Consider the following 25,032-nt stretch of genomic DNA (forward strand, 5'->3'; position numbering starts at 1 on the left):
TTCATCGAGCATTCCCTCGAAGCCGGATTCCGACGATGAGCAGGCAATTGTCGGGTCTCACCGGCGTTGAGATGTGCTCGCAACGCCACTTTTGTCACTCTTGAGCAAGAGGGTGCGTGTCCATATACTCGCTGTTCGCCGGAGACTTTCAGCCCGCCTCACTTCCCCGAGGGGGCTTTCGAGCCGACGTGAACCGACGAGAAGTTGAAACTCGGAACTGCCCTCGGGGTCGATGTTCTCCACATCCTGTGGATAGTTCTGTGGATCGGTTGAGATAAGGAGGTGAGACGTGGCAGAACCACAGTCGTCCGCGTGGGATAGGGAAACCCTGGAATCTGCTTTGCGTGCCAGAGTCAGCCCTGTCACCTGGCAGACGTGGTTTGCACATCTGTCCTACCAGTTTGCGGACGAACGACTCCGTGTCGTCGCCCCAAGCGAGTTCCATGTCCGCTGGGTACGTGAGAAACACGCGGTTGTCCTCGAGGAAGCTGCACAGGCTGTGTTCGGTCCCGGGGTCTCCGTTTCGTTCTCCGTCGACACCTCCGAAGATCTCTTGAACGTCGACTGGGAGGAAGAGGAACCCGCCGCCGAGGAAAAACCCCCAGCACCCAGGCAGGAGAGTTTCCTGGGAGCCAAGTACACCTTCGACAATTTCGTCGTCGGCCAGTCCAATCGTTTCGCGCACGCCGCCGCGATGGCCGTAGCCGAGCGCCCCGGGATGCACTACAACCCTCTTTTCGTTTATGCAGGAGCCGGTCTCGGAAAGACACATCTCCTCCGAGCCGTGGGACACCAGTATCACGAGCTCAATCCCGACAGTGTCGTGCGCTATGTCACTTCGGAAGGCTTTTTCAACGAATTCATCGACGGCATCCGCCGAAAGCGTATGGACGAGTTCAAGGCCCGCTACAGGACCACGAATGTCCTTCTGCTGGATGACGTGCAGTTCTTCGAAGGCAAAGAACAGATTCTGGAAGAATTCTTCCACACGTTCAATTCTCTATATGAATCCGGCAAGCAGATGGTCTTCAGCTGCGATCGCCACCCAAAGCACCTCTCCACCCTGGAGGACCGCATCCGCAGCCGCTTCGAGTGGGGACTGCTGACCGACATCCAGCCTCCGGACGTGGAAACCCGCCTCGCCATTCTCCGTAAGAACGCCGACTACGCGCCCCTTCCCGTTCCGGAGGAAGTCCTTCACTTCATCGCTCAACACGTACGAGCGAACATCCGAGAGCTAGAAGGAGCGCTCACGCGCGTCACCGCGTACGCGGCTCTCACGGATCAACACATCAGCCTCGAGATCGCTCAGGACGTCTTGCAGGATCTCACACCCGCAGGCATGCCCCGACCTATCACCGCCGACGAGATCATCGCCGCCACTGCTGCCGCCTATGGCTTTGCCGTCATGGATCTCCGTAGCCCCAGCCGCAAACAGCCCTTGGTCCGTTCCCGCCAAGTTGCCATGTATCTCTGCCGGGAGCTCACCGATCTTTCCCTCCCGAAAATCGGTGCTCTGTTCGGTGGCAGAGACCATACGACAGTGATGCATGCCATCGACAGGATCAACACGCTGATCACCAGTGACCCGCAGATATTCGACAAAGTCACAGCTCTCTCCCAGCAGTTGAGGAGAAGTTGACCTTTGTCCACATCACGCGCGACCTCACAACGGCATCCTGTGGGCAACTCCTCGACTGTTCCACAGTTCCCGAGATCCCCAATATCACCGCTTACCTGCGGGTTCTCCTCCTTTTCCCCAATCCACAGGCCTACTACGACTACTACCGTTGATAATCAAGTACAGAAGGGATAGTTACGGTGCGGATACGTGCAGAACGAGATGAACTCGCGGATGTCTTTTCTCGGGCAAGCCGGGCCGTAGGATTGCGCCCGGTGCAACCGATCCTCCAGGGAGTTCTCTGTGAAACGGTGGGTTCCAAATTGCGGGTTACCGGAACGGACCTGGAAACGACCATCCGTACGACCGCCGATGTGGATGTACAAGAAGAGGGACGAGTTGTGGTTCCTGGGCGATTGGCAAGCGAAGCGATCCGAAAGATGCCTGCAGGTGCCGTGACGGTGGAAGCGGGCAATGGGGAGGTCGTGATCACGGGTAGAGGGCCGCGTTTCAGCCTTCGTGAACTTCCCGTAGCGGATTATCCGGAGCTTGGTGAGCCAAATCTCGAAGGGGCGGTTGCGGTTGCCGGCGATACGCTGGCAGAAGCCATCGCTCAGGTTGGGATTGCTGCTTCGAGTGATGCTGCTCGGCCCATCCTGACAGGCGTTCTCTTGGAGCCAGGTGACGAGGGACTTCGCCTCGTTGCTACCGATTCCTATCGGCTGGCGGTGCGGGAGATCGAAGGCTTTACTCTCCGAGACGCCGGCCTGGCTCCGGCGAAAGGGCTGAAGGAACTCAGCCGTACCATTGGTGCAGCTCAGGTCCAGGTAGCGGTAGGAAGCAGAGAGGTCGTGTTCGGTTCAGAGCGCGGGAGCCTCACGTTACGGCTTATCGAGGGCAACTTTCCGAACTACCGGCAACTGCTTCCCGATACGCACCCCAATCGACTGATTGTCGAAAAAGAGCAGCTTCTCGAGGCGCTTGATCGTGCAGGGTTGGTGGCGGAAGACCACATTCCGGTGCGCATCAAGATGATGGAGGGGGGTGCGGAGATGACAGTCACCCGACAGGACGTCGGTGGGGAAGTCGAGCACATCAATGGGAGCTTCGAAGGACAAGCGGAGGAAGTACTCATTGCGTTCAACCCCCGATATCTGAGCGAAGGTGTGGCTGCGATCACCAGCGATCAGGTGCAATTGCAGGTGATGGACGGGTTGAAACCTGCCGTACTCAAGGGAGTGGACGACGACTCCTTCCTCTACTTGTTGATGCCGGTGCGTATCTGAATGAAGCTCGATTGGATCGAGCTCGTCGACTTTCGGTCTTACGCGAACTTGCGGTTCGTACCTGCGGAAGGCGTCAACGTCATTGTGGGGCCAAACGGGTCCGGGAAGACGAACCTGCTGGAGGCGATCGCATATTTGGCAAGCCTGCAGTCGGTACGAGGGGCCCCGGACGATGTTCTGGTACGCCGCGGTGCCGAGGAGGCGATTGTCAGAGGTGAAGTGACGAGAGCCAACGGAACGTCTCGAATAGAAGTCGCGATTGGGCGCAAACGCAGGGTGTTGGTGAACGGTCGGCGTCCCGCTCGTAACGCGGAACTTCTTGGACATCTCCGGGTGGCCACGTTCCTGCCGGACGATCTGGACATCATGAAGAGGGGTCCTGCATATCGCCGAGAATTCCTTGATGCCACGGCCGTTCAACTGTGGCCCGGAGCCTATGGGGATCGAAGGGAATTCGAACAGGCACTGCGTCAGCGCAACGCTCTTCTCAAGGCTGGTGAAGTCGATCGCTTCACACTCCAGGTGTGGGACGATCGTCTGGCACAAGCGGGTGCCAGAGCGATGGCGCGCAGGGCGGCGGCGGCGAGGCTTCTCCTCGAGAGGGTCGAGGACATCTATCACCGTCTCTCCGGAGGGAGACAGAACGTGGAGCTCCAATACGCTTCGGCCTGGGGAGCCGGTATCGATGATGTCCCGATAGAGTGTCTGCGCGACCGGCTGAAGGAGACGCTCGAGTCACGGCGTGAGACCGATATCGAACGGAGGCAGACTTCCGTTGGACCACATCGTGACGAACCACTGTTTCTTCTTGACGGTCTATCGGCGCGAACGGCGGCTAGTCAAGGAGAGCAGAGGACACTGATGCTCGGCCTGCGGCTTGCGTCGCATGCAGCGGTAGCGGACATCGTCGGTGAGATGCCCGTCCTGTTGTTGGATGACATCTTCTCTGAACTGGATAGCCAACGAACAGCTGCGCTTGCGGACGCTCTCCCAGGTGCGCAGACATTCATTACAACGGCGCGCGTGGAAGACGTTCCTGTCGAGGGCAGGAGATGGGATGTGAGTGCGGGGCGTGTGCAGTGAGCGATCTTGAAAGTATTCGGGGAATCATCGACGCAGCGCTCGGAAAATGGGGCGTCGGGCAGGTCGGAGCATTCGTGAAACTGTCCGAGAACTGGAGGGAAATCGCAGGGGAGCAGTGGGCCGAGCACACAAAACCGGTGTTGTTGCGCAGGGCGGTTCTGACGGTGGAGGCATCGCCTGCGGCGGCTTCCATACTGCGCTATGCGGTCGGGGATCTTCTGCGGGCCCTCGACAGGGAACTGGGGCGGGGCGAGGTGACGGAGATCCGTATCCGGCTCACGGGACAGGGCCGTTCAACTGTCTGATTCATCATGGTTTTCCTAGGGTTTTGCCGGGTCGGTGGTCTTGGGTTGAGTGGGTCGTGCGGCTATACTTACACGTGTGTAAATCAAGGCTCCGGCGGGGACCGGGAGGTGCCGCCGTGGAGCCGTTGTTTTGTGAAGGAGCCCAGTGAATCAACGCACGCCGAGTGACTATGACGCGAAGGACATCACCGTCCTGGAGGGTCTGGATCCCGTACGGCGGCGGCCGGGTATGTACATCGGCTCGACCGGACCTCGGGGTCTGCACCACCTCTTGTGGGAAGTTGTGGACAACTCGATCGACGAAGCTATGGCCGGCTTCTGTTCTCGCATCGAGGTCACGCTGTTGAGCGATGGGGGAGTCCGGGTCAAGGACAATGGGCGCGGAATCCCGGTCGACCGGCATCCGAAGACCAAAGAGTCGGCGTTGACCACGGTTCTCACCACACTGCACGCCGGAGGGAAGTTCGAAACAGGTGCATATCAAGTCTCCGGCGGTCTGCACGGTGTGGGCCTGTCGGTTGTCAACGCGTTGTCGGAGAGACTCGACGTAGAGGTGACCAGAGACGGCTACCTGTGGTCTCAGTCGTTCCATCTCGGCAATCCGATCAGTCCGATCAAGAAAGTCAAGCCGGCTCGAAGAACAGGGACGACAACCACCTTCTGGCCTTCGCCGGAGACGTTCTCGGAGACGACCACCTTCAACTTCCAGACGGTGTCTTCTCGTCTCAGAGAGATGGCGTTCCTCAATCGGGGAATCACGATCATCCTGAGAGATGAGCGAGGCGAAGAACCCGTTGAGCAGGCGTTCCAGTACAAAGGCGGACTCATCGATTTCGTCAAGCACCTCGGAGCGAGCAAGGAGCCCGTGCACCCGCACATCGTCTATTTCGAGGATGTTGCCGAAGAGGCGGAACTCGAAGTTGCGATGCAGTGGATGAGGAACTCCTACACGGAGACGGTTCTCAGCTTCGCGAACAACATCAACACTCACGAGGGTGGAACACACGAAGAGGGTTTCCGCAAAGCCCTGACCAGGGCACTCAACGAGTTCGCGCGGAGCAAAGGGATTCTCAAGGAGAAGGACCTCAATCTGAACGGAGAAGACGTTCGTGAGGGGTTGACCGCGATCGTCTCGGTCAAGGTCCGTGAACCGCAGTTCGAGGGACAGACCAAGACGAAGCTGGGGAACACAGAAGTGCGCGGATACGTCGAGAAGACGCTGAACCGTATGCTGCCCGAATGGCTGGAACGCCGTCCCGGTGAAGCCCGTGCGATCGCGGAGAAGGCTATCAACGCCTCGCGTGCCCGGATGGCGGCACGCAAAGCCCGTGAACTGACCCGGCGGAAATCCATGCTCGAGTCGGCCAGCCTTCCAGGCAAGTTGGCGGATTGTTCCTCGCGGGAAGCCGAAGAGTCCGAAATGTTCATCGTCGAGGGTGATTCGGCCGCCGGTCCTGCGAAGCAGGGGCGAGACAGTCGCACGCAAGCGATCCTCCCGATTCGCGGCAAGATCATCAACGTCGAGAAGGCACGGCTGACCAAGGCACTCCAGAATACGGAGATCCAAGCACTGATCACGGCCATCGGAACCGGCATTGGCGAAGAGTTCGACCTTACGAAGGCTCGATACCACAAAGTGGTACTGCTCACCGATGCGGACGTCGACGGTGCCCACATCCGTACGCTCCTGCTCACGTTCTTCTTCCGACACATGAAACCGTTGATCGAGGCGGGCTACGTGTACATCGCGCAGCCACCGTTGTATCGGGTGAAGCAGGGCAAGAATGTGACCTACCTCGCGGACGATGCCGAACTTGCCGCCTACCGGGAACAAGTGGGGAAGAAGCGAGTGGACGTGAGCCGCTTCAAAGGCCTCGGTGAGATGAACGCTTCGGAGTTGTGGGAGACGGCCATGGATCCTGAACGACGCCGTCTCCTGCGGGTTGACCTGGATGACGCGACCCGCGCCGAGGAGGTCTTTTCGACCTTGATGGGCGACGACGTGAAAGCGCGCAAGTTGTTCATTCAGCAGAACGCCAAAGACGTGCGTTTCCTGGATGTTTGAAGGAGAACCGATGGCGGACGGCCACGACATAGAGATCCCTGCGGTCGACATCAACCACGAGGTTGAGAAATCGTTCCTCGAGTATGCGATGTCGGTCATCGTCTCGCGTGCACTTCCCGACGTGAGAGACGGGCTCAAGCCGGTGCAACGGCGAATCATCTACTCGATGTTCGAATCGAACATGGGACCTACGACCAGTTTCAGGAAGTGTTCGAAAGTCGTTGGTGACGTGATGGGGAACTACCACCCGCATGGCAACGATGCGATCTATGACGCACTCGTGCGGATGGGGCAGGATTTCAGCTCCCGGTATCCACTCATCGACAAGCAGGGAAACTTCGGAACGGTCGACGATCCGCCGGCGGCGATGCGGTACACGGAAAGCCGCCTGACCCATCTCGCCATGAAGCTCCTGGAGGGAATCCGGGAAAACACGGTCGACTTCACGGAGAACTACTCGGGGGAATCCTCCGAACCTGTAGTGCTGCCTGCTCGGTTCCCGAACCTGCTCGTCAACGGATCGACTGGTATCGCCGTAGGTATGGCGACCAACATTCCTCCGTACAACCTGGGGGAGATCATCGACGCAGCGCTGTTCGCTCTCCGAAACCCGGACGCGCCGGTCGAGGACTACCTGGAGATCGTGAAGGGTCCTGATTTCCCGACCGGGGGCTACCTCGTGGGCAGGAGAGGGATTCATGAGGCGCTGACAACAGGTCGGGGATCGGTCAAGATGCGCGCGGTCACCGACGTGCAGGAGATCCGCAAGGGTCGGACGGCGATCATCGTGAGCGAGCTTCCGTACCAGGTATCACACGACAGGGTGCTCGAAAAGATCGCGGCGCTCGTACACGGCAAGAAGATCACCGGCATTGCAGACCTCCGGAACGCGAGCTCGGATCGTGTGGGGACCAGGTTGGTCATCGAGCTGAAGAAGGATGCCATTCCGCAGGTCGTGCTCAACCAACTGTTCAAGATGACACAGCTGCAGGAGACATTTGGCGTCAACGCGGTCGCGCTCGTAGACGGCGTCCCGCGGACGATGAACATCGCACAGATGATCGGGTACTACCTCGACCACCAGATGGAGGTCGTCGAGCGTCGGACGCGCTTCCGTCTCGATGAGGCCAAACGCAGGGCGCACATCGTCGAGGGATTGCTGATAGCGCTGGACAACATCGACGAAGTGATCGCGATCATTCGGAACTCGGATGACACGGCAGTTGCACGGACGGCGTTGATCGAGAAGTTCAAACTGTCGGAAATCCAGGCCAACCACATTCTCGACATGCAGCTGCGCAGGTTGACGGCGCTGGAAACGTCCAAACTCCGTGACGAGTATGCGACGCTGGAGGAGACGATCGCCGACCTCGAGGCCATCCTGGCCGACCCGGCGCGCCGGAGGTCGATCATCACCGAAGACCTCGAAGAGATCAAGGAGAAGTTCGCCGACCCTCGACGAAGCCACATCATTCCCGATGACGGGGACTTGTCGCTGGAGGATCTGATCGCGGACGAGGAATTGGTCGTGACCGTCTCGGGGAACGGGTACCTGAAATCGGTCCTGGCTCGGACGTACCGGTCCCAAGGCCGGGGAGGTCGCGGTGTGCAGGGTGCTTCTCTGCGAGAAGACGACGTGATCAACCATCTCGTGCACACGACGGCGCACTCGTACCTGTTGTTCTTCACCAACCGGGGCAAGGTGCATCGAGTGAAAGCGCACCAGATCCCCAGGAAGGAACGGACGGCCAAGGGAGTGCTCGCACAGGCAGTACTACCTCTGGAGCCGGATGAGCGCATTGAGGCCGTGATCGACACCCGGGACTATGAGAGGTCGCGGTATCTGGTGATGGTGACCAAGATGGGACTCGTCAAGAAGACGGCGTTTCGCGACTATGACTCGAGGAACGCGACGCTCGTGGCAATAAGTCTCCAAGAGGGCGACGAGGTCGTTGCCGTGCGCACGACGGACGGCGAGGACGAGTTACTGCTCTTCACCAGCAACGGTCAAGGAATCCGGTTCTCGGAAAGGGACCTGCGTCCCATGGGGAGGGCTACGAGGGGGGTCCGTGGCATCAGATTGCGCGACGGAGACGCGGTCATTTCCGCAGCGTCGAGCAAGGACGGTGAGGAGGTCCTTCTGATCACATCGGGAGGCTACGGGAAACGTGTGAAGATGAGTGAGTTCCCGATCCAGCGGCGAGGCGGTATCGGAGTCAAGTCGATGAAGCTGACCAGGGTTCGCGGTCGTCTCATCGCGGGCAGAGCCGTGGCTACCGGAGCAGAGGTCTTTGCGATTTCCTCGGACGGTGTCGTGATCCGAATCAACACGAAGACCATCAGCCGCCAGAAGAGAGAGGCCAGGGGCGTAAAGGTCATGAACGTCGTTCCAGGCGTCGAAGTCACGGCGATCGCGCCCGTGCCCGTGGAGGATTGAGCGGTCAGGTCTCGGGACGTATGCGTGGCGGTTGTACGAGTCGACGGTACACTCGCACTGAACGAGGAGTTGAGATCTATGGCCGTGCGAAGGGTTCGCCGGGTTGTTCGCAAGTTCGATCCGTGGACCGTGATGAAGGTGTCACTGGTCTTCTACGCCGTGTTGGGCCTCGTCTTCATCCTCGCCGTGGTGATTCTCTGGGCGATCATCACGAATGCCGGAATCCCACAGGCGATCGAGGACTTCCTGAAGAAGATCACCCTTCTCGATCAGGAGGCATCCCTCTTCTCGGATGGAGAGCAGTACCTGCGCGTCGTGGTGTTCCTTTCCGTGGTGTGGACTGCCCTGATGACCGGACTGACGACACTCGGCTCGGTGATGTACAACCTGATCTCTGATGTCGTGGGCGGAATCGAGGTCGTCGTGCTCGAAGAGACCTTGAACGTCCCTGCTGTGCCTGCACCCGTTCGCCCACCGCAGCGGTGGTCGACCCCTCCGGCTACCAGTGAGCGAGATCTCCCGACAGAGGAGATCGAAGCCGTCGAGGATCCAATCAAGGCTGCCGGAACTTAGCACCGCGACCACGAACTTCGATGGCCGGGGAACTGGCAATCTCGAGGCCGGCATTCTCGGCGGTGTCGAGATAGAGGCCGGCAACGTCTTCCCAACGGACCGCTCCGACAGGCAACTCGGACGTCGCCATCACCGTTGCAGCAGCCGCCAATGCGATTCCGGCGAGAAACGCAGTGTTGTCGGCGACACCGATGGATCTCCGGGCCCCGCTGATGACCAGCCCTGCCCAGTCGCCGGCGGTTGGAGCGATGAACAACCCGTCGTGGCGTTGTGTCGCCTTCAAGGGGCCAACCGGAGGAGGGAAGACGATGTGCGTGCCTTTTCGGAGTGGAGTTCCCTGTTGCGTGATTGCGACGATGGGGGCATCGATGTCGGTTTCGTGTTCGAGGCATCGGGCGATGGCGATCAGACTGGCCCCGGCGAAGAGGGGAATGGACGCGGTTTCATCGAGTTCGGCGCTCAGAACGAGAGGGATGTTCGCCGCAACGGCTCGATCGAGGATCGTTGCCGGGGTACTGGAATCCGAGACGAGCACATCCCACGCGGAGAGTTCCTCGACGCGGACGACCCTTGGATCTTCACTCGGCTCCTGATCGAGAACCCCGAGGAGGTCCAGTTGTCGTTCGGCGAGCAGCACACTCGCTGCACGACCGCCAATCGGTCCGCTCTGGTGGATGGCGATCTTCACGGACGTGTGAAGGGTTCCCAGGTCCCCGCCGTAGGACCGGGAGAGCGTCGTCTGAGAACGGCTATCCCAATGGCGAAAAGGGCGAGGAGCAGGAACTTGCGCATGGGTGAAGTGTAGATCGGGTCGTCAACTGCGTCGTATAGGTCTCAAGGAGACCGACGAGTCATCCGAAGACCCCGTGGGAAGGGAAACGCATGGGAATGTGGCTTGATGACATAGCGGTGGCGATCGGCATAGGCCTCTTCGTCTCGGCAGTGTGGTTCTTCTCGTTGAAATTCAGAGGAACCCGGCAGCGCTTGCGTGCATCCGAACGAAGGGCGGAGTATGTCGAGGCGTTGGGCAACCTGGTCCTGGCCCAAGGAGCGATTCCACGATTGCTTCGGCGACGGTCCGCAGATCCGGTTCTGAGAGAAGTGTTGCTCGAATACCTGCGGTTCCTCGAAGGAGAGGAGCGGAGGTTCTTGCTCCAGATGGCCCACTCGATGGGGCTCATGGAGCGGTTCGTCGGGGAATTGCATCACAGGGACCGTGCCGTCCGGGTTCGGGCCGCCGAGGCGCTGACCGAGTTCGCCGATCCCGATACGGTCGAGGCGCTCCTCATGGCTTTGTCGGATCCTGTTCCCGAAGTACGAATTCAGGCGGTGGCCGCCCTCGCTCGGATCGGCAACGCGATGGCCGTCAAGTCCATTCTCGTTCAGTTGGACCGCGAAGACGACTGGGCGGCACATCGGATGGCCGATGCCCTTGCAGTATTCGGGGCGGATGCCGTCCCGGTGATGAACCAGTACGTGCAGCAATCAGGGCGGTATGTCGGACTCGTGATTCGGGCACTCGGCAGTATCGGCGACCACCGATCGGAAAGGGCGCTGTTGGATTCGTTGGAGTTCCCCGACAAGGAGGTTCGCATCCGGGCAGCGGCCGCATTGGGATCAACGTGCACCCCTGTCGGGATCGAGGATCTCGTCCAGGTGCTTCGAGATCCTGTCTGGGAAGTGAGAGCGCAGGCGGCCAAGTCATTGGGAGAATGTGGCGATCAGATGGCGGTGCCCGCGTTGCGGCATGCGCTCACGGACTCGTCGTGGTGGGTGAGGAGGAACGCAGCAGCGTCCCTCTCGTCTGTGCGAGGGGGCACAGAAGTACTGCGTGACGCGCTCGATGACAGGGATCGGTTTGCCAGAGACATCGCGGCGGCAACGTTGCTGGCCATGGGTGCGGGTCGTAAGGCCATAGAAGACGTGGACGCCGATGATCCGATGGAACGGGAGAAGGCGTGCTCGCTGATCAGGAAGCTCGCCCAGGTCGGCAAGGGAGAGTACTTTCGTCAGGCGATTCGGCTCGGAGAACTCGACGAGAACACCGAAGTAGTGGACATGGACACTCTCGGAACTGCGGAAAACTGACGAACGGTTTCCTGCTCGTTGAATCGTGGCGCCACCGTGGGTATGCGTGGACGGGGAAGACGACCGCCGGTGGGCCCAGGTGGACTTGAACCACCGGCCTCATCCTTATCAGGGATGCGCTCTAACCAGGCTGAGCTATGGGCCCGTGCGGGGGGATTGTAGTAGTGCGCCGAAACGCCACCAATCACGACGTTCCAGACCGACTTCACGAAGCGACCGAGGTTGGAAGGGCGATTCGTTAGTGTCCCGTCTGTCATGAGCCGTGAAATCTGGAATGCCCGATACGCCGAGCGAGAGCTGATCTGGAGCGCCGAACCAAATGAGCTCCTCGTTACGAGAACAGAGCGTCTCGCTCCCGGCCGTGCGCTGGACATCGGCGCTGGTGAAGGACGCAACGCGTTGTGGCTTGCCGAACGAGGATGGCAGGTGACTGCCGTCGATTTCTCCGACGTGGCGATCGCCAAAGGGAGAGAGGCCGCCCATCATCGTGGGGTGGAAGTGGAGTGGATCATCGCCGATCTACAGACCTATGTCCCGACGGAACGGAGTTTTGATCTCGTCATCGAGTTCTACATTCACATCCCGGAGCCGTGGCGGCCGCAGATCTGGCGCCGGGCTGCAGATGCGGTCGCAGAGGGTGGAACCCTGCTGATCGTCGGGCACGATGTCTCCAACCTGGAGGGAGGGCATGGCGGTCCGCAAAACCCGGCTGCATTGTTTGCTCCGCAGGATGTGGTGGGTGCCATCGAGGGTCTGGACGTGCTCGAGGCCGAGCAGGTGGTACGTGATGTCGATGGTCAGATCGCCATCGACGCTCTCGTGCTGGCCCGACGAGGGGTGAACCGTCTTTGACGGACTCACCAAGGACGGGATCAACGTACAATGTGGCCGGCTCTGGGGATGTAGCTCAGCTGGAAGAGCACCTGCCTTGCACGCAGGGGGTCGGCGGTTCGAGTCCGCTCATCTCCACGCACATTCTCGTGGCGGGACGACGGAACGGTCGCCACGAGCCATGACTGGAGGATCGTATGCGCCGCGCCGTGATCGTTGATGCCGTTCGAACCCCTGCGGGCAGGAGAGATGGGTACCTGAGGGAGTGGCATCCAGCCGACCTCGCAGGGCACGTTCTCTACGCGTTGGTCAAACGTACCGGGCTCGACCCTGCGATCGTCGACGATGTGATCATGGGGTGCGTATCCCAGACCGGTGAGCAGGCGTTCAACATCGGCCGGAACGCTCTCCTTGCCGCAGGATTCCCGGAAAGCGTGCCGGGCGTGACCATCGACCGGCAGTGCGGCTCCAGCCAACAGGCAGCACACTTTGGGGCCCAAGGCATCATGGCGGGCGTCTATGACGTGGTGATCGCCGCCGGGGTGGAATCGATGACGAGAATCCCCATGGGCGTCACCGCTTCGCAAGGTCCCGGATACCCGTTCGGCACGAAGGTCACAGAACGGTATGAGCTGGTTCCGCAGGGTCTGTCGGCCGAGATGATCGCCGACGAGTGGGACCTGAGCCGTGAACGGCTCGATGAGATCTCCCTCGCATCCCAACGTCGGGCTGCCCAGGCCACGGACGAAGGCCGTTTCAAATCGGAGATCGTTCCAACGCCCGGGCCCGACGGAGTCCCGGTGACCGTCGATGAGGGGATTCGTCGCGACACGTCCGCGGAGAGGCTGGCGGCACTTCGGCCGGCTTTCAAGCCGGATGGAAAGGTCACGGCGGGGAACTCGTCCCAGATCTCGGACGGGGCGGCCGCCGTCCTGATCATGAGTGAAGACAAGGCGCACGAACTCGGCATGCAGCCGCTGGCACGCTTCGTCGATTTCGCCGTCGTGGGTGTGGACCCGGTGACGATGCTCAAAGGACCCATTCCGGCCACAAAGAAAGTTCTGGATCGTGCAGGCCTCACCCTCGATCAGATCGATCGCTTCGAGATCAACGAAGCGTTCGCTTCGGTGATCGGGGCATGGCTCATCGAGATGGATGAAGATCCCGACGCCCTGTGGAAGCGGACCAACGTCAATGGGGGAGCGATTGCACTGGGGCATCCTCTTGGATGTTCGGGGGCCAAACTCATGACGACACTGGTGCACGAGCTCCGGCGCTCGGGGTCCCGCTACGGGCTCCAGGCGATGTGTGAGGGCGGCGGGATGGCCAATGCAACGATCGTGGAGCGGATCGAGTAGAGACCGTCCGTCATCCACAGCATGTGGACGAATCCGGGGATAACTACACCTATGTAATTCAGCGGTAGTTGGTGGTCATGAAGAACCCGCCGGCGAGAGCCGCCAGGCCGACCCAGAGGCCCCACCCACCGAAGAACACGAAGATGTAGTTGAGCACCACCAGCAGCACCCCGAGACCCATCAGCGCGAACATGGTGATGACGTACCACTGAGGCGACGGAGGCTTGCGTTTCGGTGCAGGGCGTGCAGGACCGTGAGACTGAGACTGACGCTTCTTCTTGCGGTTCTTGGACTTGGGCATGACAGCAAGAATAGTCGTCAGTCGACGAGCGAGACGTAGCCGCCTTCCTCGGCGACGATGCCATCGTGGATCAGATCGGTGATTGCCTCCTCGAGGAGGGCGGCGGGAAGGCTCTTGATCAGGTCCGATCGGTGGATACGATCGCCGTGGATGAGGGATCGCAAGATTGCTCCCCGGGCCTGTCGAATCGATCCATCGAATCGACCCTGTGGCCTTGGGGAGGCGTAGACATCGGGTCCGGTGCACCACGAAGCCACTGGACAGGAGCCACAGGCGGGGCGACGCGGGCGACAAAGCGCGGCGCCCAGATCCATGACTGCCTGGTTCCAGTCGACTGCCGCCCCGGCGGCGAGAACGCCGGCGGCGACGTCGGCAAGTTCTGCGCCGTCGAGTGGCCGTCCGACCCACCTGCTGAGTACACGGCGCAGGTTCGTATCGACTGTGGGTACCTGCTCCCCGAATGCGAAACAGGCAACGGCGGCGGCCGTATAAGGACCGACACCGGGCAGCGATTGCAGCGTCTTGGCGGTGGTCGGCCATCCATCGGACTCGATGCTGCGCGCCGCCTCGCGCAGCCGAAGGGCGCGAGTGTTGTAGCCGAGGCCCGACCACATGGCGAGGATTTCCGCTGCACGGGCTCGCGCGGCCGATGCGGGGTTGGGGAAACGGTCCAGGAACCGAAGGTACGCTTCGGCCACTCGAGAGGCCTGGGTCTGCTGGAGCATCACCTCGCTGACGAGGATCTGCCACGGATCATCGGTCTGTCTCCAGGGCAGACTGCGTCCCTTTCGGCGGTACCACTCGAGCAGGGCGGTGTTGCGAATCGATGTCTCCAACTCGCTCGAATTCAGCCTGAAGTACCGGCCGTAGTCGTCGTGGATGAGGTCGTCGTCGTAGATGAGGTGGTCGTGGTCGGAGGCGCCTCCCCGAGGGTCACCTGCACAATCGTGTCGGGGTCGACCTCGTCGCCGGCGGCGATCGATTGGGCAACCACCTTGCCGTCCTGCTCGGGACCCGTCTCCACCGTGGTGGCACTGACGCTGAGCTGGAGTCCAGCCGCTTCGAGAGCGGAGCGTGCCTGTTCTTCGGTCATGCCGGTGAGGTCGGGTACGACAACCGGTTCGGGACCCTGGGAGACGACCACGATGATCGTCGCACCGGCGGGAAGCTGTTCACCAGCACCGGGCTCGGTACGGATCACGAGGCCGGCCGGCTGTTCGTCGGAGAACTCGTACTGGAACTCGGGGGTGAGCCCCTCGTCGCCCAGGATGAATCCGACGTCGCCCTCGGAACGTCCGGGCAGCTGGGCAGGGATCGTGATGATCGCCGGTCCGTCGGAGACGGTGATCGTCACCACTGCGTTCGGAGGCAGTTTCTGACCGGGAGCCGGATCCTGGTCGATCACCTGACCCTTGGGTGCGGTGGGATCGGGCCTCCTGACGGTGTTCACGACGAAATCGTTCTGGGTGATGAGGTCGATTGCGGTCGTCTCGGTCTCGCCGACGAGGGGGGGAACAGGGGAGGCTTTCGGACCGATCGAAACGAGCACCTTCACCAGAGAGCCGGGGTCGGCCTCGGTGAATGCCGGAGGGTCGGTCCCGATGACCGTGTCCTTGGGAACGGAGACGCTCTCGGTGTTCTCCGGAATGGCCGTGAACCCTGCCTGCTGGACCTCGATCATGGCATCGGCCAGCGATTGGCCTGCAACGTCGGGCACTGACGCGGTGACCGGTGCTGGTGGCGCGGAGGGGAGCTGTTGGAGAAGGAGGAAGATTCCCACGCCGAGAGCAACCAGCAAGGCGAATGCGGTGATGACGAACGGCAACTGGCTTCGCGGACCCATATCCGGCTGGACCTGTCGGTAGACGCCGTCGGGGGAAGAAGTGGCGGGAGGGAGACCGACCGGAGGCATCATCTGGGTGGAAGCGTTCGGAGAGACTGCACCGGGTGTCTCCCCGCTGAGGAACAGAAGGAGATCTTGTCGGATCTCCTCTGCCGACTGGTAGCGGGTATCCGGGTTCTTGTCGAGGGAGTGGAGGACGATGCGGTCCAGGTCCGGCGACACGTCGGGATTGAGAGCCGAAGGTGCGGACACGGCGGTTGAAACATGCTGATAGGCGACCGCGACGGGCGAATCGCCTGAGAACGGGGGGTGTCCCGAAAGCATCTCGTACAACACGACACCGAGCGAGTAGAGATCGGATCGCTCGTCGGCAGGAACCCCCTGCGCCTGCTCTGGAGAGAAATACGTGGCGGTCCCGATCACCGCTCCGGTTTTCGTCAGCTCCGACGAGTCATCCCAGGCGCGGGCGATCCCGAAATCGGTCACTTTCACCGTTCCATCCCTGGTGAGCATGATGTTGCCCGGCTTGATGTCGCGATGAACGACGCCGGCACGGTGCGCGACCGAGAGTGCGGCAGCGACCTCCGAGGCGATCTCGACGGCACGACGGGGAAGGAGCGGTCCCTCCGCCTTGAGGACGTCACGGACGGACCGCCCATCGACCAGTTCCATGACGATGAAATACGTTCCACCCTCCTGGCCCCAGTCGAAGATGCCGACGATGTTGGGATGGCTCAGGTTGGCGGCCGCTTGTGCCTCCCTGCGAAAACGCCGAACGAAGGCCTCGTCGGTCGCGTATTGGGAGTGGAGCATCTTGACCGCCACCCTGCGGCCGAGGAGGGTGTCTCGGGCTTCGAACACGTCCGCCATGCCACCTCTCGCCAGATGCGAGAGGAGCTCATAGCGGTCGGCGAGGACAGTGTGTTCCATCGTTCGTAGATTGTAGGGCCCGGTCCGTTACGTGCGACCCTGGAGCCAGAAGTCCAGGATCTTCTGAGCGATCGGTGCGGCAACCGAACCGCCGGTGGCGTTCTCTCCGGCTCCCTGGACGAACACGGCAAGTGCGATGGTCGGTCTCTCGACGGGAGCAAAGGCGATGAACCAGACGTCCGGCGATCCGGTTGAAGTCTCGGCGGTGCCCGTCTTGCCGGCGACACGGACGTTGGGAACGGTCGCCCTGGTACCGGTGCCGGAGGCAACGACTCCCTCCATCAGTTGGGCAACGATTGTGGCGGTCGCGGACGAAACGGTACGGGACAGGAGTTCCGGGGCTCGCTCGACGACGGTTGTTCCGGACGCGTCGACGACACGGCTGACGAGATAGGGCTGCATCAGGAGGCCGTTGTTGGCGATCGCAGCCGAGACCAACGCCATCTCCAGCGGTGTCGCCCGGACATCACGCTGTCCGATGGCGCTCTGGGCGAGAGCAGGGCCGTCGAGGTCGGCCGGATCAGGGAAGAAGGAGGCCTGCACGGGTAGTTCGAACGCGGGTGGTGTGCCAAAGCCGAAGGAGGTGGCGGTCTCGGCGAGTGCTGCTGCTCCGACATCGAGGCCGAGCATCGCGAAGATCGTGTTGCACGATCGTCGAAAGGCGATGTCGAGGGTGACATGCGTTCCGTCTACGCACGGTCCACGCTCGTAGTTGCGGATCGCGCTCGTGGAACCGGGAAGCGGGAATTCGGTCGGGTCGAGGAAGTCGGTGTCGGGACCGGCGACACCGTTCTCGACCGCCGAGGCGGCGACGATGACCTTGAACGTCGATCCGGGAGGATAGGTCCTCCCGATGGCACGGTTGGCCAAGGGTTCGTCGGGGTCGTCGAGAAGGAGACTGCGCAACACCGCCGCGTCCGGCGCGAGCATCACTTCAGGATCGAACGAAGGCGTCGACACGATGGCGAGGACGGCGCCGGTTGCAGGGTCGATTGCGACCACGGCGCCTCTGCGCTCACCAAGCGCAGCGAACGCTGCCTTTTGGAGACCGTCGTCGAGTGTGAGTTGCAGACTCTTGGGGCGCAGATCCCGTCCCATCAGAGCGGCGATCACGTCGGAAAGCGTGAGGTCTCGTCTCGATCTGAGATCTTGCGCGTACACACGTTCGAGACCCTCATCTCCGAACAGAAGCGATGAGTATCCGACTACCTGCGCGAATGCGGGCCCCTCCGGATACGTTCGGGTGAATCGGGAGGGATCGTCCGGGTCGGCGATCGAACGGGCGAGAACCGTGCCGTCTGCGGTGACGATCAAGCCGCGTTCCTTTCCGGTGATCCCGGCGGCGACCCTCGGATTCAAAGGATTGTCCCGATATCGGGAGGTGTCGATCGCCTGGATGTAGGTCACGTTCAAGATCAGGAGAGCGAACGCGACGAACAGGACCGCTGCGATGCGACGGATCGGCCCGTTCATATCTGCTCCTCATGGGAGACGCGAGCGAGAAGAGCCAGGATCAAGAAATTCGCCACAAGGGACGAGCCTCCATAGGACATGAACGGCAAGGTGATGCCGGTGAGGGGAAGCAGCCTGGTGACACCGGCAATGATCAGGAATGCCTGTAATCCGAGGACGAACGACAGGCCGAAGGCGAGAAGCTTGCGGAAGAGGTCACGCGATCGAAGTGCTACGCCGAATCCGACGGCGACGAGTAGCGCGTAGATCGAGATTACGGCGACGCTTCCGGCGAGACCCAACTCTTCGCCGACCGCCGAGAAGATGAAGTCGGTCCATGCCGCAGGGATCCGATCCGGGGTGCCGACGCCGAGTCCTGATCCGGAGAGACTGCCGGACCCGAGGGCGAACAGGCTCTGAAGTATCTGATAGCCGGCGTCGGCCGGATCCGAAAAGGGACGGAGCCAGGCCGAGATGCGGCGGGCGACGTAGGGGAAAGCGATTCCCGCCCCGGCCGCTCCCATGAGGAAGAGTGACCCACCAGTTACGAGGTAGGCCGTACGGTCGGTGGCCGCGTACAGCATGGAGATGAAGACGGCGAAGAGAAGCAGCGACGCACCGAGATCCCGCTGGAAGACGAGAACTCCGAAGCTGGCGACCCATGCGAGGAACAAGGGGATGAGATGCCGCGGCTCCGGAATAGTGAATCTTCCGATCCGGCGAGTCGACGCTGCCAATGCCGGACGTCGCTCCGAAAGGTAGGAGGCGAGGAAGATGACCAGGACGACCTTGGCGATCTCTCCCGGTTGGAAGTTGAGGGTGAGAGGTCCGACAACCAGCGTTGTCCAGAGGCGCGATCCGCCTGCAACGACGCCGCGAACGGGAAAACCCCAATCAGTCGGGAGCATCGGCAGGAGCAGAAGACCGATGGAGATCGTGAGAGAGGTGTAACGGTATCGACGCAAAGGAGCGATACCGGTGCGCCGGACCGCGAACAGCAGCAGGATGGCAAGACCGGCGGCAATCAGCAGCCACCAGCGCTGGAGAGCGGCGAACCTCGGGCTGATTCGGTACACCTCGACGAATCCGAGGGCGGTGAGGATGGCAGCAAGGGGGAGGAGAAAGGGACTCGCTGCGGCCGACCAGCGGCGAATGGCAACGTGGAGAGAGCCGAATGAGATGGCGAAGACGACGAAGGTCAGCGCGACTTGTGCATCGATACCGCCACCCTGAGCCAGGTTGACCAGACCGACCCCCATCGCGGCGATGACCGTCGCTCCGAGGAGGAGGGCGGCCTCGGCATCCCGGTTCACGGCCGTGTGTCGACGATTACGACGGTGACGTTGTCGTAGCCACCTGCCGCGTTGGCAGCTTCGATCAGGCTCCACACGGCCTCATCCGGCGTTCCGTCTGCCAGCTTTGCCGCGATGACGTCATCGGGGATCATCGAACTCAGCCCGTCGGTACAGAGCAGCAATCGATCGCCTGGTTGGAGAGCTTCGGTGAGTGAATCGACTTTCACCGTTCTGGCGAGGCCGAGGGCGCGCGTCAACATGCTGCGCTGCGGATGGCGTGCGACATCCTCTGGCCTGATCTTGCCGGCTGCCAGATATTCGGCGACAACGGAGTGGTCGACGGTGAGTTGCCGGAGCACGCCCATACGGAGGAGATAGGCGCGGCTGTCTCCCACGTGCCCGATCGAAAGTGTGCCGTGTGGATCGAGTTCGGCGATCGTGAGGGTGGTCCCCATGCCGGCGAGCTGTGGATTCTCCTCGGCTGCATTGGCGATAGCGTCATTTGCGGCTGCGATTCGTTCTTCGACACTGCCGCTTGTCGCAATGGCGACCTCGATGGCTTCGGACGAAGCGATCTCACCGGCGACGTGGCCGCCCATGCCGTCGGCAACGGCGAAGATCGACCGAGTGTCGGAGCTACCGCTCGTCCGCGGATAGAGGGAATCCTCATTGTTCGTGCGCACTCGCCCCTGATGAGTTCCACTTGCCCAGGTGAAGGTCATCGCACCTCCATGACCGTGTTGCCGACTTGGATGGCGTCGCCTTTCGTGAGGGTGAGTGGTGTTCCCACTCTTCTTCCATTCACGTAGGTTCCGTTCGTGCTTCCGAGGTCGTGCACGACGATACCTTCGGGACGACGGATGAGTCGAAGATGAAACTCGGACGCGTACGCGTCTTCGAGGACAACATCCGCCTGCGGGCTTCTCCCGAGCACAACAGACCCCTGAACGGCGATCCGTTCACCCGCCTGCGACTCTGACCGAACGATGACGACTTCTTCACCGGCGCGCGCCCGAGTCCGCCATCCTTCGGCTCCACCCAGGTGGGCGGCGACAGCTCTTGCGACCTGCCATACGAACAGATAGATGAACGCGAGGAAGATGAGTTTGAGCAGCGTGAGCAGCAGTGCCGGCACCTATTCCTCCCTGGTGACCGTCGAACAATACCGTTCATGAACGCAACACAGTGTGTGCTCATGAAAGTACCGGGCGTATTTCGACTCGTTGTCATTGTGTTCGAAAGTCGAATGTGGCCGGGCCGAAGGATATGACGGCGCCGTCATCGATGGGGACCGGTTTCGTGACAGCGCCGCCGTCCACGGAGGTCCCGTTGGAAGAGTCCAGATCGTTGATCCAGATACGCCCCCCTTCTCTCCAGATGAGCGCATGAAGACGACTGATCTCGGATGCCGAGATCGAGACGTCACAATCCGGCGAACGACCGACGAGCACCCTGTTGTAGATCAGCGGATACGGCGCGCCCGACTGTGGCACGAGACGTCCCCACGGGGGGCGCGGTCCCGGCGCCGGTTCCGACCTGCAGGAGATCTCGGTCTTGGCCACCTGGTCTGAGTGCTCGATGGTGACGTTGGCAGGCCCGTTGAGACGCCAGCCGCGTTCCATCGCTGTCTCCTCGAGAAGGTGTTCGAGGTGTCGAGGAAGCGCATCGGGCACCTGCTGGGTGGTGTGAAGGGTGAGGACATAGCGACTCGGGATGGTCGGACCGGCCGGTTCCTGTTCGATACCGAGATCGGCTTCCCTAAGGAGCCGGATTCCCAACTCGGAGGGGTGCAAGGGACCTCCGAACATCACGCCTGCAAGGCCGTCGACGAGACGTTCGATGCGCCGTTCGAGGTTTCGGGCGGTTCCCATCGAATCATTGTATTCGAGGTCCCGCAGGACCCTGTGGGTACGGAGCAGGGGCTGGGTCTCGGAGGGAAGGGCCAGTTGCCGCCGTGCTACGATGTCGTGCCCGGGCGAGTGGCGGAATTGGCAGACGCGCAGGCTTCAGGTGCCTGTGAGCTCACGCTCGTGGGGGTTCAAGTCCCCCCTCGCCCACGACGTGTTTCCTAACACCGCCCCGCGACGGCGTGGACGTCGACGCACCGCCGTAGTTCTGAGCATCTTGACCATGGTTGTCCTTGTGTTCCTGGCAGCCGGTCGGCTGCGCAATGACACGCGCGCCTCGATCGCCTATCTCGTGGAGGCAAACGCGGCAGTCACGGGCTATCGGGACCTGGCTCAGCGGTTTCAGGGGCAGATTCTGCTGAGGTTGCCGGTCGCCCAACGCGAGGACATTGAGCTTCTGATGGACCAGTACGTGGCGGATGCAGCGAGCGAGGCCGCCGGATTGCACGAGATGAGCCAGCCGGCGTCGACCGCGGCGGCTGCGGCGGCCCTCGATCTGGCCTTGACCTCCTGGGAGGAGGGGTTGCAGTCGTTTACGCAGGGCCTGTTTGCAGTGGTGGACTATCCGAACGCCGAGGCCTCGGTAGAGGAGCTGTCGACGGCGCTGGCGCAACTACAGGTGGGCGACCTGGCCTATGAGCGGTTCCTGGATGCGGTAGAGGAGCTGGGAACCAGGATCGACTTGCCCGTCGAGTTCCCTGAGGTCGCCTTTCTTCCCGCGAGGCTCGGAACGCTTCGTCACGTGGCGGGGATCATTGCCGTCGTGGAGGATGCACAAGGTATGGCGTTGCGACGCGACCTCGAGATCTCAGCGGTGAAACTCGAACCGCAGGAGGTGGGGACCGATGACAACGGAGACCTGATTCTCCCGGCCACGGAAGCGCTGCTGGTGCGGGCGAGCGTCGGCAACCGGGGAAACGAGAACGAAAGAGACATCCGAGTGTCGATCACGTTGCAGAGTTCTGACGGTTCGATCCTGTACCAGGAAACGGTTGATCTGGACAGTCTCGAGCCGAGAGGCTCGACGACGGTGGACTTCTCCGCTCTGCCGGTGGTTGCAGGGGAGCGCTACACGATCCTGGTCGCTGTCACGGTGCTTCCGAATGACGTGGACACGAGCAACAACGTCCGCCAGATCCAGATTCGCGTGAACGAACCGTCCTGATACCTTGGTATCTCGTATCTCGTATCTCGTACTTCGTACCCCGCCTTCAGCTCTCGCTCCTCGGTAGTTGACACGCCGTCCTCTCGCCGGCTGCTTGGGAAATGTCGTCTGTCGGTCCAGCTTCCGCCGTTAGCATCTGATCCATGATCGACCCGGCGATTCTTCGTGAAGATCCAGACCGTCTCAGGCGCTCGCTTACACGGCGAGGCGTGGAACTGAGTGTCGACGAACTCGTCGACCTCGACCGCCGCAAGCGGTCGTTGCGTGCCCAGGCGGAGCAGGCTCGCGCGAAGCAGAAGCAGATAGGGAAGGAGATCTCTCATCTCCAGGGGGAAGCGAAGCAGGCGGCCATCAGCCAGGCGAAGGAACTTGCCGCCGAGTACCAGCGGCTTCTCGCCTTGGCCGATGAGGCCGACGAACAATTCACCGAGTTGTGGGTGAGGGTTCCGAACCTGGCACACGACTCTGTGCCTGACGGCTTCACCGACGAGGATGCCGTGGAACTCAAACGCTGGAGGGAGCCCCGCGACTTCGATTTCGATCCACTGGATCATCAGGCTCTGGGCGAGGCGCTCGGACTGATCGACGTCGAGCGCGGGGTACGCACGTCAGGTGCCCGCTTTGGGTATCTCAAGGGCCAGGCGGTCCTGCTCGAGATGGGCTTGGTGCGCTGGGCGATGGATCTCGCCGTTGGGGAAGGGTTCACGCCGATGCTGCCACCGGTGCTGGTGCGGGAGGAGGCACTGTTCGGAACAGGGTTCTTCCCCGACGATTCGGAGCAGGTATATGCCGTGGAGAAAGATGACCTCTATCTGGTCGGGACGGCCGAAGTGCCGCTCGCCGCGTATCACGCCGGCGAGATCCTCCACGAGGAGGACCTCCCAATTCGATACGCCGGTTTCTCGACGTGTTTCCGGCGCGAGGCAGGGACGTACGGGAAGGACACGAGAGGGATCTTCCGGGTCCATCAGTTCGACAAACTGGAGCTGTTCTCCTTCTCTCACCCCGATGCATCTTGGGAGGAACACGACCGGCTTCTCGCATTCGAGGAGCGGATCGTGCAGGGACTCGAGCTGCCATACCGTGTCGTCAACATTGCAGTCGGCGACCTTGGCGCATCCGCCGCCAAGAAATATGACATCGAGGCCTGGTTCCCGTCGATGGGGCGATACCGGGAAATCACGTCGTGTTCACATACGACAGACTTCCAGTCGCGACGACTGAAGATCCGTTTCCGGTCTGACGCGGGGAATCAACTGGTGCACACACTCAACGGAACGGCGGTGGCAGTGGGACGAACGATCCTGGCGATTCTCGAGAATCACCAGCAGGCGGACGGAACGGTCAAGGTGCCTACCGCGATCCGTCCATACGTGGGTTTTGACGTGATCGGGTCGTGACCGACGAGATCTTCTCGCGGATTGCCGGACGTTACGACGTTCTCAATCGTGTGCTGTCGCTTGGCCGTGAACAGGCATGGCGGCGCGCCGGTGCCTGTCATCTGCCGGACGGTCGCGTTCTCGATCTTGGCGCGGGTACGGGCGCCGCGATGCCGGTATTCGGAGGACGCCGGGTTGTGGCGGTCGATCCGGTACCGGAGATGCTGGAGTTGAATACGGCTCCGGCCAAAGCGGTGGCAGTTGGGGAGGCGCTGCCCTTCGGTGACGGGACCTTCGATGGAGTGTTCTCCGCCTATGTGTTCCGCAACCTGACGTCGGTGTCTGCCACCTTGGTGGAAGTTGCCCGCGTGCTGCGTCGCGATGGAGTGCTTGTGGTGATCGGCCTCGGGCGGCCGCGGGGACGGCGTTGGGCGACGATTCATCGTATAGGGACGGCGGCGGTCCTGCCTGCGATCGGTGCGCTCGCCGGGGCCAGGGAGGAGTACACGTATCTGCACCGGTCCCTGGACAAGCTGCCGCCGCCCGAAGAGCTGTTCACCGAAAGTCCGTTGAACGTGGAACGGGTGTGGCGGATGGGACCGCTCGGATTCGTGTACGGCGCGGTGCTTCGCAAGTAACGTTCGACGGCGAGTATCAGAGATCGCTACGGAGCAGACCGTACTCCAGCAGGTCGGTCACCCGGCCCTCCTTCACGATGGCGTCACGCCGGCGGCCCTCGAGCCGAAATCCACACTTCTCCAGGACGCGTGCCGACGCCCGGTTCCATCCGAAGACGGTCGCATACAGACGGCGCACGTCAAGAGTGTCGAACAGGTAACGCGTGAACCCGTGCAGCGCGTCGGTCGCAATGCCGCGTCCCCAGACGTCCGGAGTCAGCCAGTAGCCGACGTTCGCGACGTGTTTCTGCTCACCGGTCAGGAGGTGGGCGCCGATGCCTCCGACGACGGTCGAGTCAACGACGACGGCGAAGTTGAATTGCGGGTCCTCTTCCTGTGAGCATCTGGTGATCCAGTCTTCGGCGTCGGCGATCGTGTAGGGATGAGGGAAGACATCGGTCATATTGCGCCAGATGCGCCGATCGTCGGCGAGCGT

At 61.6% G+C, this 25,032-nt stretch carries 24 protein-coding genes and 3 tRNA genes; 16 read left to right on the forward strand and 11 right to left on the reverse strand.

What is annotated here, in order from left to right; genetic code table 11:
- Positions 1–289: 289 nt before the first annotated feature.
- From dnaA to GWP04_00410, 8 genes are all read left to right on the forward strand, one after another.
- The gene (dnaA, locus tag GWP04_00375; GenBank protein ID NIA24004.1) at positions 290–1,642 is read left to right on the forward strand and encodes a chromosomal replication initiator protein DnaA; all 1,353 of its coding nucleotides are present in this window, start codon (positions 290–292) and stop codon (positions 1,640–1,642) included.
- Entirely contained in the window at positions 1,639–1,794 is a 156-nt protein-coding gene (locus tag GWP04_00380; GenBank protein NIA24005.1) for a hypothetical protein, read from the forward strand. The genes dnaA and GWP04_00380 overlap by 4 nt, the downstream gene beginning before the upstream one ends.
- Before the next feature lie 27 nt (positions 1,795–1,821).
- Complete coding sequence (gene dnaN, locus GWP04_00385; protein ID NIA24006.1) at positions 1,822–2,907, forward strand: DNA polymerase III subunit beta; 1,086 nt, start codon at positions 1,822–1,824, stop codon at positions 2,905–2,907.
- Entirely contained in the window at positions 2,908–3,990 is a 1,083-nt protein-coding gene (gene recF, locus GWP04_00390) for a DNA replication and repair protein RecF (protein ID NIA24007.1), read from the forward strand.
- Entirely contained in the window at positions 3,987–4,295 is a 309-nt protein-coding gene (locus GWP04_00395; protein NIA24008.1) for a DUF721 domain-containing protein, read from the forward strand. Before recF ends, GWP04_00395 begins: the two co-directional genes overlap by 4 nt.
- Before the next feature lie 145 nt (positions 4,296–4,440).
- Positions 4,441–6,360 (forward strand): DNA topoisomerase (ATP-hydrolyzing) subunit B, encoded by a 1,920-nt coding sequence (gyrB, locus tag GWP04_00400; GenBank protein NIA24009.1) that lies wholly within the window; start codon positions 4,441–4,443, stop codon positions 6,358–6,360.
- Between the two features lie 10 nt (positions 6,361–6,370).
- The gene (gene gyrA / locus GWP04_00405) at positions 6,371–8,797 is read left to right on the forward strand and encodes a DNA gyrase subunit A (GenBank protein NIA24010.1); all 2,427 of its coding nucleotides are present in this window, start codon (positions 6,371–6,373) and stop codon (positions 8,795–8,797) included.
- A gap of 78 nt (positions 8,798–8,875) precedes the next feature.
- Positions 8,876–9,370 carry a hypothetical protein gene (locus GWP04_00410; protein ID NIA24011.1) on the forward strand — a complete coding sequence of 165 codons (495 nt, stop codon included), beginning with the start codon at positions 8,876–8,878 and terminating at the stop codon, positions 9,368–9,370.
- On the opposite strand, the gene GWP04_00415 is transcribed toward GWP04_00410, so the two are convergent.
- Positions 9,351–10,058: a hypothetical protein gene (locus GWP04_00415; GenBank protein NIA24012.1), complete on the reverse strand. Its 708-nt coding sequence runs from the start codon at positions 10,056–10,058 to the stop codon at positions 9,351–9,353. The two genes, GWP04_00410 and GWP04_00415, sit on opposite strands and share 20 nt — an antisense overlap.
- Before the next feature lie 194 nt (positions 10,059–10,252).
- On the opposite strand from GWP04_00415, the gene GWP04_00420 reads away from it, so the two are divergent.
- The gene (locus GWP04_00420) at positions 10,253–11,458 is read left to right on the forward strand and encodes a hypothetical protein (GenBank protein NIA24013.1); all 1,206 of its coding nucleotides are present in this window, start codon (positions 10,253–10,255) and stop codon (positions 11,456–11,458) included.
- Positions 11,459–11,528: 70 nt separating this feature from the next.
- On the opposite strand, the gene GWP04_00425 is transcribed toward GWP04_00420, so the two are convergent.
- Positions 11,529–11,603 (reverse strand) — tRNA-Ile (locus tag GWP04_00425).
- 110 nt (positions 11,604–11,713) lie between these two features.
- Between GWP04_00425 and GWP04_00430 the strand changes: the two genes are divergently transcribed.
- The 3 genes from GWP04_00430 to GWP04_00440 all read left to right on the forward strand — a co-directional run bounded on the left by GWP04_00430 (position 11,714) and on the right by GWP04_00440 (position 13,647).
- Complete coding sequence (locus tag GWP04_00430) at positions 11,714–12,310, forward strand: methyltransferase domain-containing protein (protein NIA24014.1); 597 nt, start codon at positions 11,714–11,716, stop codon at positions 12,308–12,310.
- 44 nt (positions 12,311–12,354) lie between these two features.
- A tRNA-Ala gene (locus GWP04_00435) sits at positions 12,355–12,427 on the forward strand.
- Between the two features lie 59 nt (positions 12,428–12,486).
- Positions 12,487–13,647, forward strand: coding sequence for an acetyl-CoA C-acyltransferase (locus GWP04_00440; GenBank protein NIA24015.1), 1,161 nt, complete (start codon positions 12,487–12,489; stop codon positions 13,645–13,647).
- Between the two features lie 58 nt (positions 13,648–13,705).
- Here GWP04_00440 and GWP04_00445 read toward each other — a convergent pair whose 3' ends face one another.
- The 8 genes from GWP04_00445 to GWP04_00480 all read right to left on the reverse strand — a co-directional run bounded on the left by GWP04_00445 (position 13,706) and on the right by GWP04_00480 (position 21,339).
- Positions 13,706–13,948, reverse strand: a complete 243-nt coding sequence (locus tag GWP04_00445) for a cell division protein CrgA (protein ID NIA24016.1) — start codon at positions 13,946–13,948, stop codon at positions 13,706–13,708.
- Between the two features lie 17 nt (positions 13,949–13,965).
- The gene (locus GWP04_00450; GenBank protein ID NIA24017.1) at positions 13,966–14,673 is read right to left on the reverse strand and encodes an A/G-specific adenine glycosylase; all 708 of its coding nucleotides are present in this window, start codon (positions 14,671–14,673) and stop codon (positions 13,966–13,968) included.
- A gap of 122 nt (positions 14,674–14,795) precedes the next feature.
- Positions 14,796–16,721, reverse strand: coding sequence for a Stk1 family PASTA domain-containing Ser/Thr kinase (gene pknB, locus GWP04_00455; protein ID NIA24018.1), 1,926 nt, complete (start codon positions 16,719–16,721; stop codon positions 14,796–14,798).
- A gap of 27 nt (positions 16,722–16,748) precedes the next feature.
- Positions 16,749–18,194 (reverse strand): penicillin-binding protein 2, encoded by a 1,446-nt coding sequence (locus tag GWP04_00460; GenBank protein NIA24019.1) that lies wholly within the window; start codon positions 18,192–18,194, stop codon positions 16,749–16,751.
- Entirely contained in the window at positions 18,191–19,486 is a 1,296-nt protein-coding gene (locus GWP04_00465) for an FtsW/RodA/SpoVE family cell cycle protein (protein NIA24020.1), read from the reverse strand. Before GWP04_00465 ends, GWP04_00460 begins: the two co-directional genes overlap by 4 nt.
- Complete coding sequence (locus GWP04_00470; GenBank protein NIA24021.1) at positions 19,483–20,190, reverse strand: SpoIIE family protein phosphatase; 708 nt, start codon at positions 20,188–20,190, stop codon at positions 19,483–19,485. The genes GWP04_00465 and GWP04_00470 overlap by 4 nt, the downstream gene beginning before the upstream one ends.
- The gene (locus GWP04_00475) at positions 20,187–20,603 is read right to left on the reverse strand and encodes an FHA domain-containing protein (GenBank protein ID NIA24022.1); all 417 of its coding nucleotides are present in this window, start codon (positions 20,601–20,603) and stop codon (positions 20,187–20,189) included. The genes GWP04_00470 and GWP04_00475 overlap by 4 nt, the downstream gene beginning before the upstream one ends.
- Positions 20,604–20,694: 91 nt before the next feature.
- Positions 20,695–21,339, reverse strand: a complete 645-nt coding sequence (locus tag GWP04_00480) for a DUF3662 domain-containing protein (GenBank protein ID NIA24023.1) — start codon at positions 21,337–21,339, stop codon at positions 20,695–20,697.
- A 102-nt stretch (positions 21,340–21,441) separates the two neighbouring features.
- Here GWP04_00480 and GWP04_00485 point away from each other — a divergent pair.
- The 4 genes from GWP04_00485 to GWP04_00500 all read left to right on the forward strand — a co-directional run bounded on the left by GWP04_00485 (position 21,442) and on the right by GWP04_00500 (position 24,557).
- A tRNA-Leu gene (locus GWP04_00485) sits at positions 21,442–21,525 on the forward strand.
- Positions 21,526–21,598: 73 nt separating this feature from the next.
- Positions 21,599–22,540: a hypothetical protein gene (locus tag GWP04_00490; GenBank protein NIA24024.1), complete on the forward strand. Its 942-nt coding sequence runs from the start codon at positions 21,599–21,601 to the stop codon at positions 22,538–22,540.
- A 143-nt stretch (positions 22,541–22,683) separates the two neighbouring features.
- A complete protein-coding gene (gene serS, locus GWP04_00495; protein NIA24025.1) occupies positions 22,684–23,940 on the forward strand; it encodes a serine--tRNA ligase in 1,257 nt (418 codons plus the stop codon).
- Positions 23,937–24,557, forward strand: coding sequence for a class I SAM-dependent methyltransferase (locus tag GWP04_00500; GenBank protein ID NIA24026.1), 621 nt, complete (start codon positions 23,937–23,939; stop codon positions 24,555–24,557). Before serS ends, GWP04_00500 begins: the two co-directional genes overlap by 4 nt.
- A gap of 16 nt (positions 24,558–24,573) precedes the next feature.
- Here GWP04_00500 and GWP04_00505 read toward each other — a convergent pair.
- The coding region (locus GWP04_00505) for a GNAT family N-acetyltransferase (protein ID NIA24027.1) at positions 24,574–25,032 on the reverse strand (459 nt) is incomplete at its 5' end.

Source organism: Gammaproteobacteria bacterium (assembly GCA_011682695.1).
In the GTDB taxonomy this organism is placed as follows: Bacteria; Actinomycetota; Acidimicrobiia; order Spongiisociales; family UBA4744; genus BMS3Bbin01.

Bases quoted from the DNA above. Each gene is read 5' to 3' on its own strand.
- recF (NIA24007.1), top strand. From the start codon at position 2,908: ATGAAGCTCGATTGGATCGAGCTCGTCGACTTTCGGTCTTACGCGAAC.
- gyrA (NIA24010.1), top strand. From the start codon at position 6,371: ATGGCGGACGGCCACGACATAGAGATCCCTGCGGTCGACATCAACCAC.
- GWP04_00410 (NIA24011.1), top strand. From the start codon at position 8,876: ATGGCCGTGCGAAGGGTTCGCCGGGTTGTTCGCAAGTTCGATCCGTGG.
- GWP04_00420 (NIA24013.1), top strand. From the start codon at position 10,253: ATGGGAATGTGGCTTGATGACATAGCGGTGGCGATCGGCATAGGCCTC.
- GWP04_00430 (NIA24014.1), top strand. From the start codon at position 11,714: ATGAGCCGTGAAATCTGGAATGCCCGATACGCCGAGCGAGAGCTGATC.
- GWP04_00440 (NIA24015.1), top strand. From the start codon at position 12,487: ATGCGCCGCGCCGTGATCGTTGATGCCGTTCGAACCCCTGCGGGCAGG.
- GWP04_00445 (NIA24016.1), bottom strand. From the start codon at position 13,948: ATGCCCAAGTCCAAGAACCGCAAGAAGAAGCGTCAGTCTCAGTCTCAC.
- GWP04_00450 (NIA24017.1), bottom strand. From the start codon at position 14,673: ATGCTCCAGCAGACCCAGGCCTCTCGAGTGGCCGAAGCGTACCTTCGG.
- pknB (NIA24018.1), bottom strand. From the start codon at position 16,721: ATGGAACACACTGTCCTCGCCGACCGCTATGAGCTCCTCTCGCATCTG.
- GWP04_00460 (NIA24019.1), bottom strand. From the start codon at position 18,194: ATGAACGGGCCGATCCGTCGCATCGCAGCGGTCCTGTTCGTCGCGTTC.
- GWP04_00470 (NIA24021.1), bottom strand. From the start codon at position 20,190: ATGACCTTCACCTGGGCAAGTGGAACTCATCAGGGGCGAGTGCGCACG.
- GWP04_00480 (NIA24023.1), bottom strand. From the start codon at position 21,339: ATGGGAACCGCCCGAAACCTCGAACGGCGCATCGAACGTCTCGTCGAC.
- GWP04_00490 (NIA24024.1), top strand. From the start codon at position 21,599: ATGGTTGTCCTTGTGTTCCTGGCAGCCGGTCGGCTGCGCAATGACACG.
- serS (NIA24025.1), top strand. From the start codon at position 22,684: ATGATCGACCCGGCGATTCTTCGTGAAGATCCAGACCGTCTCAGGCGC.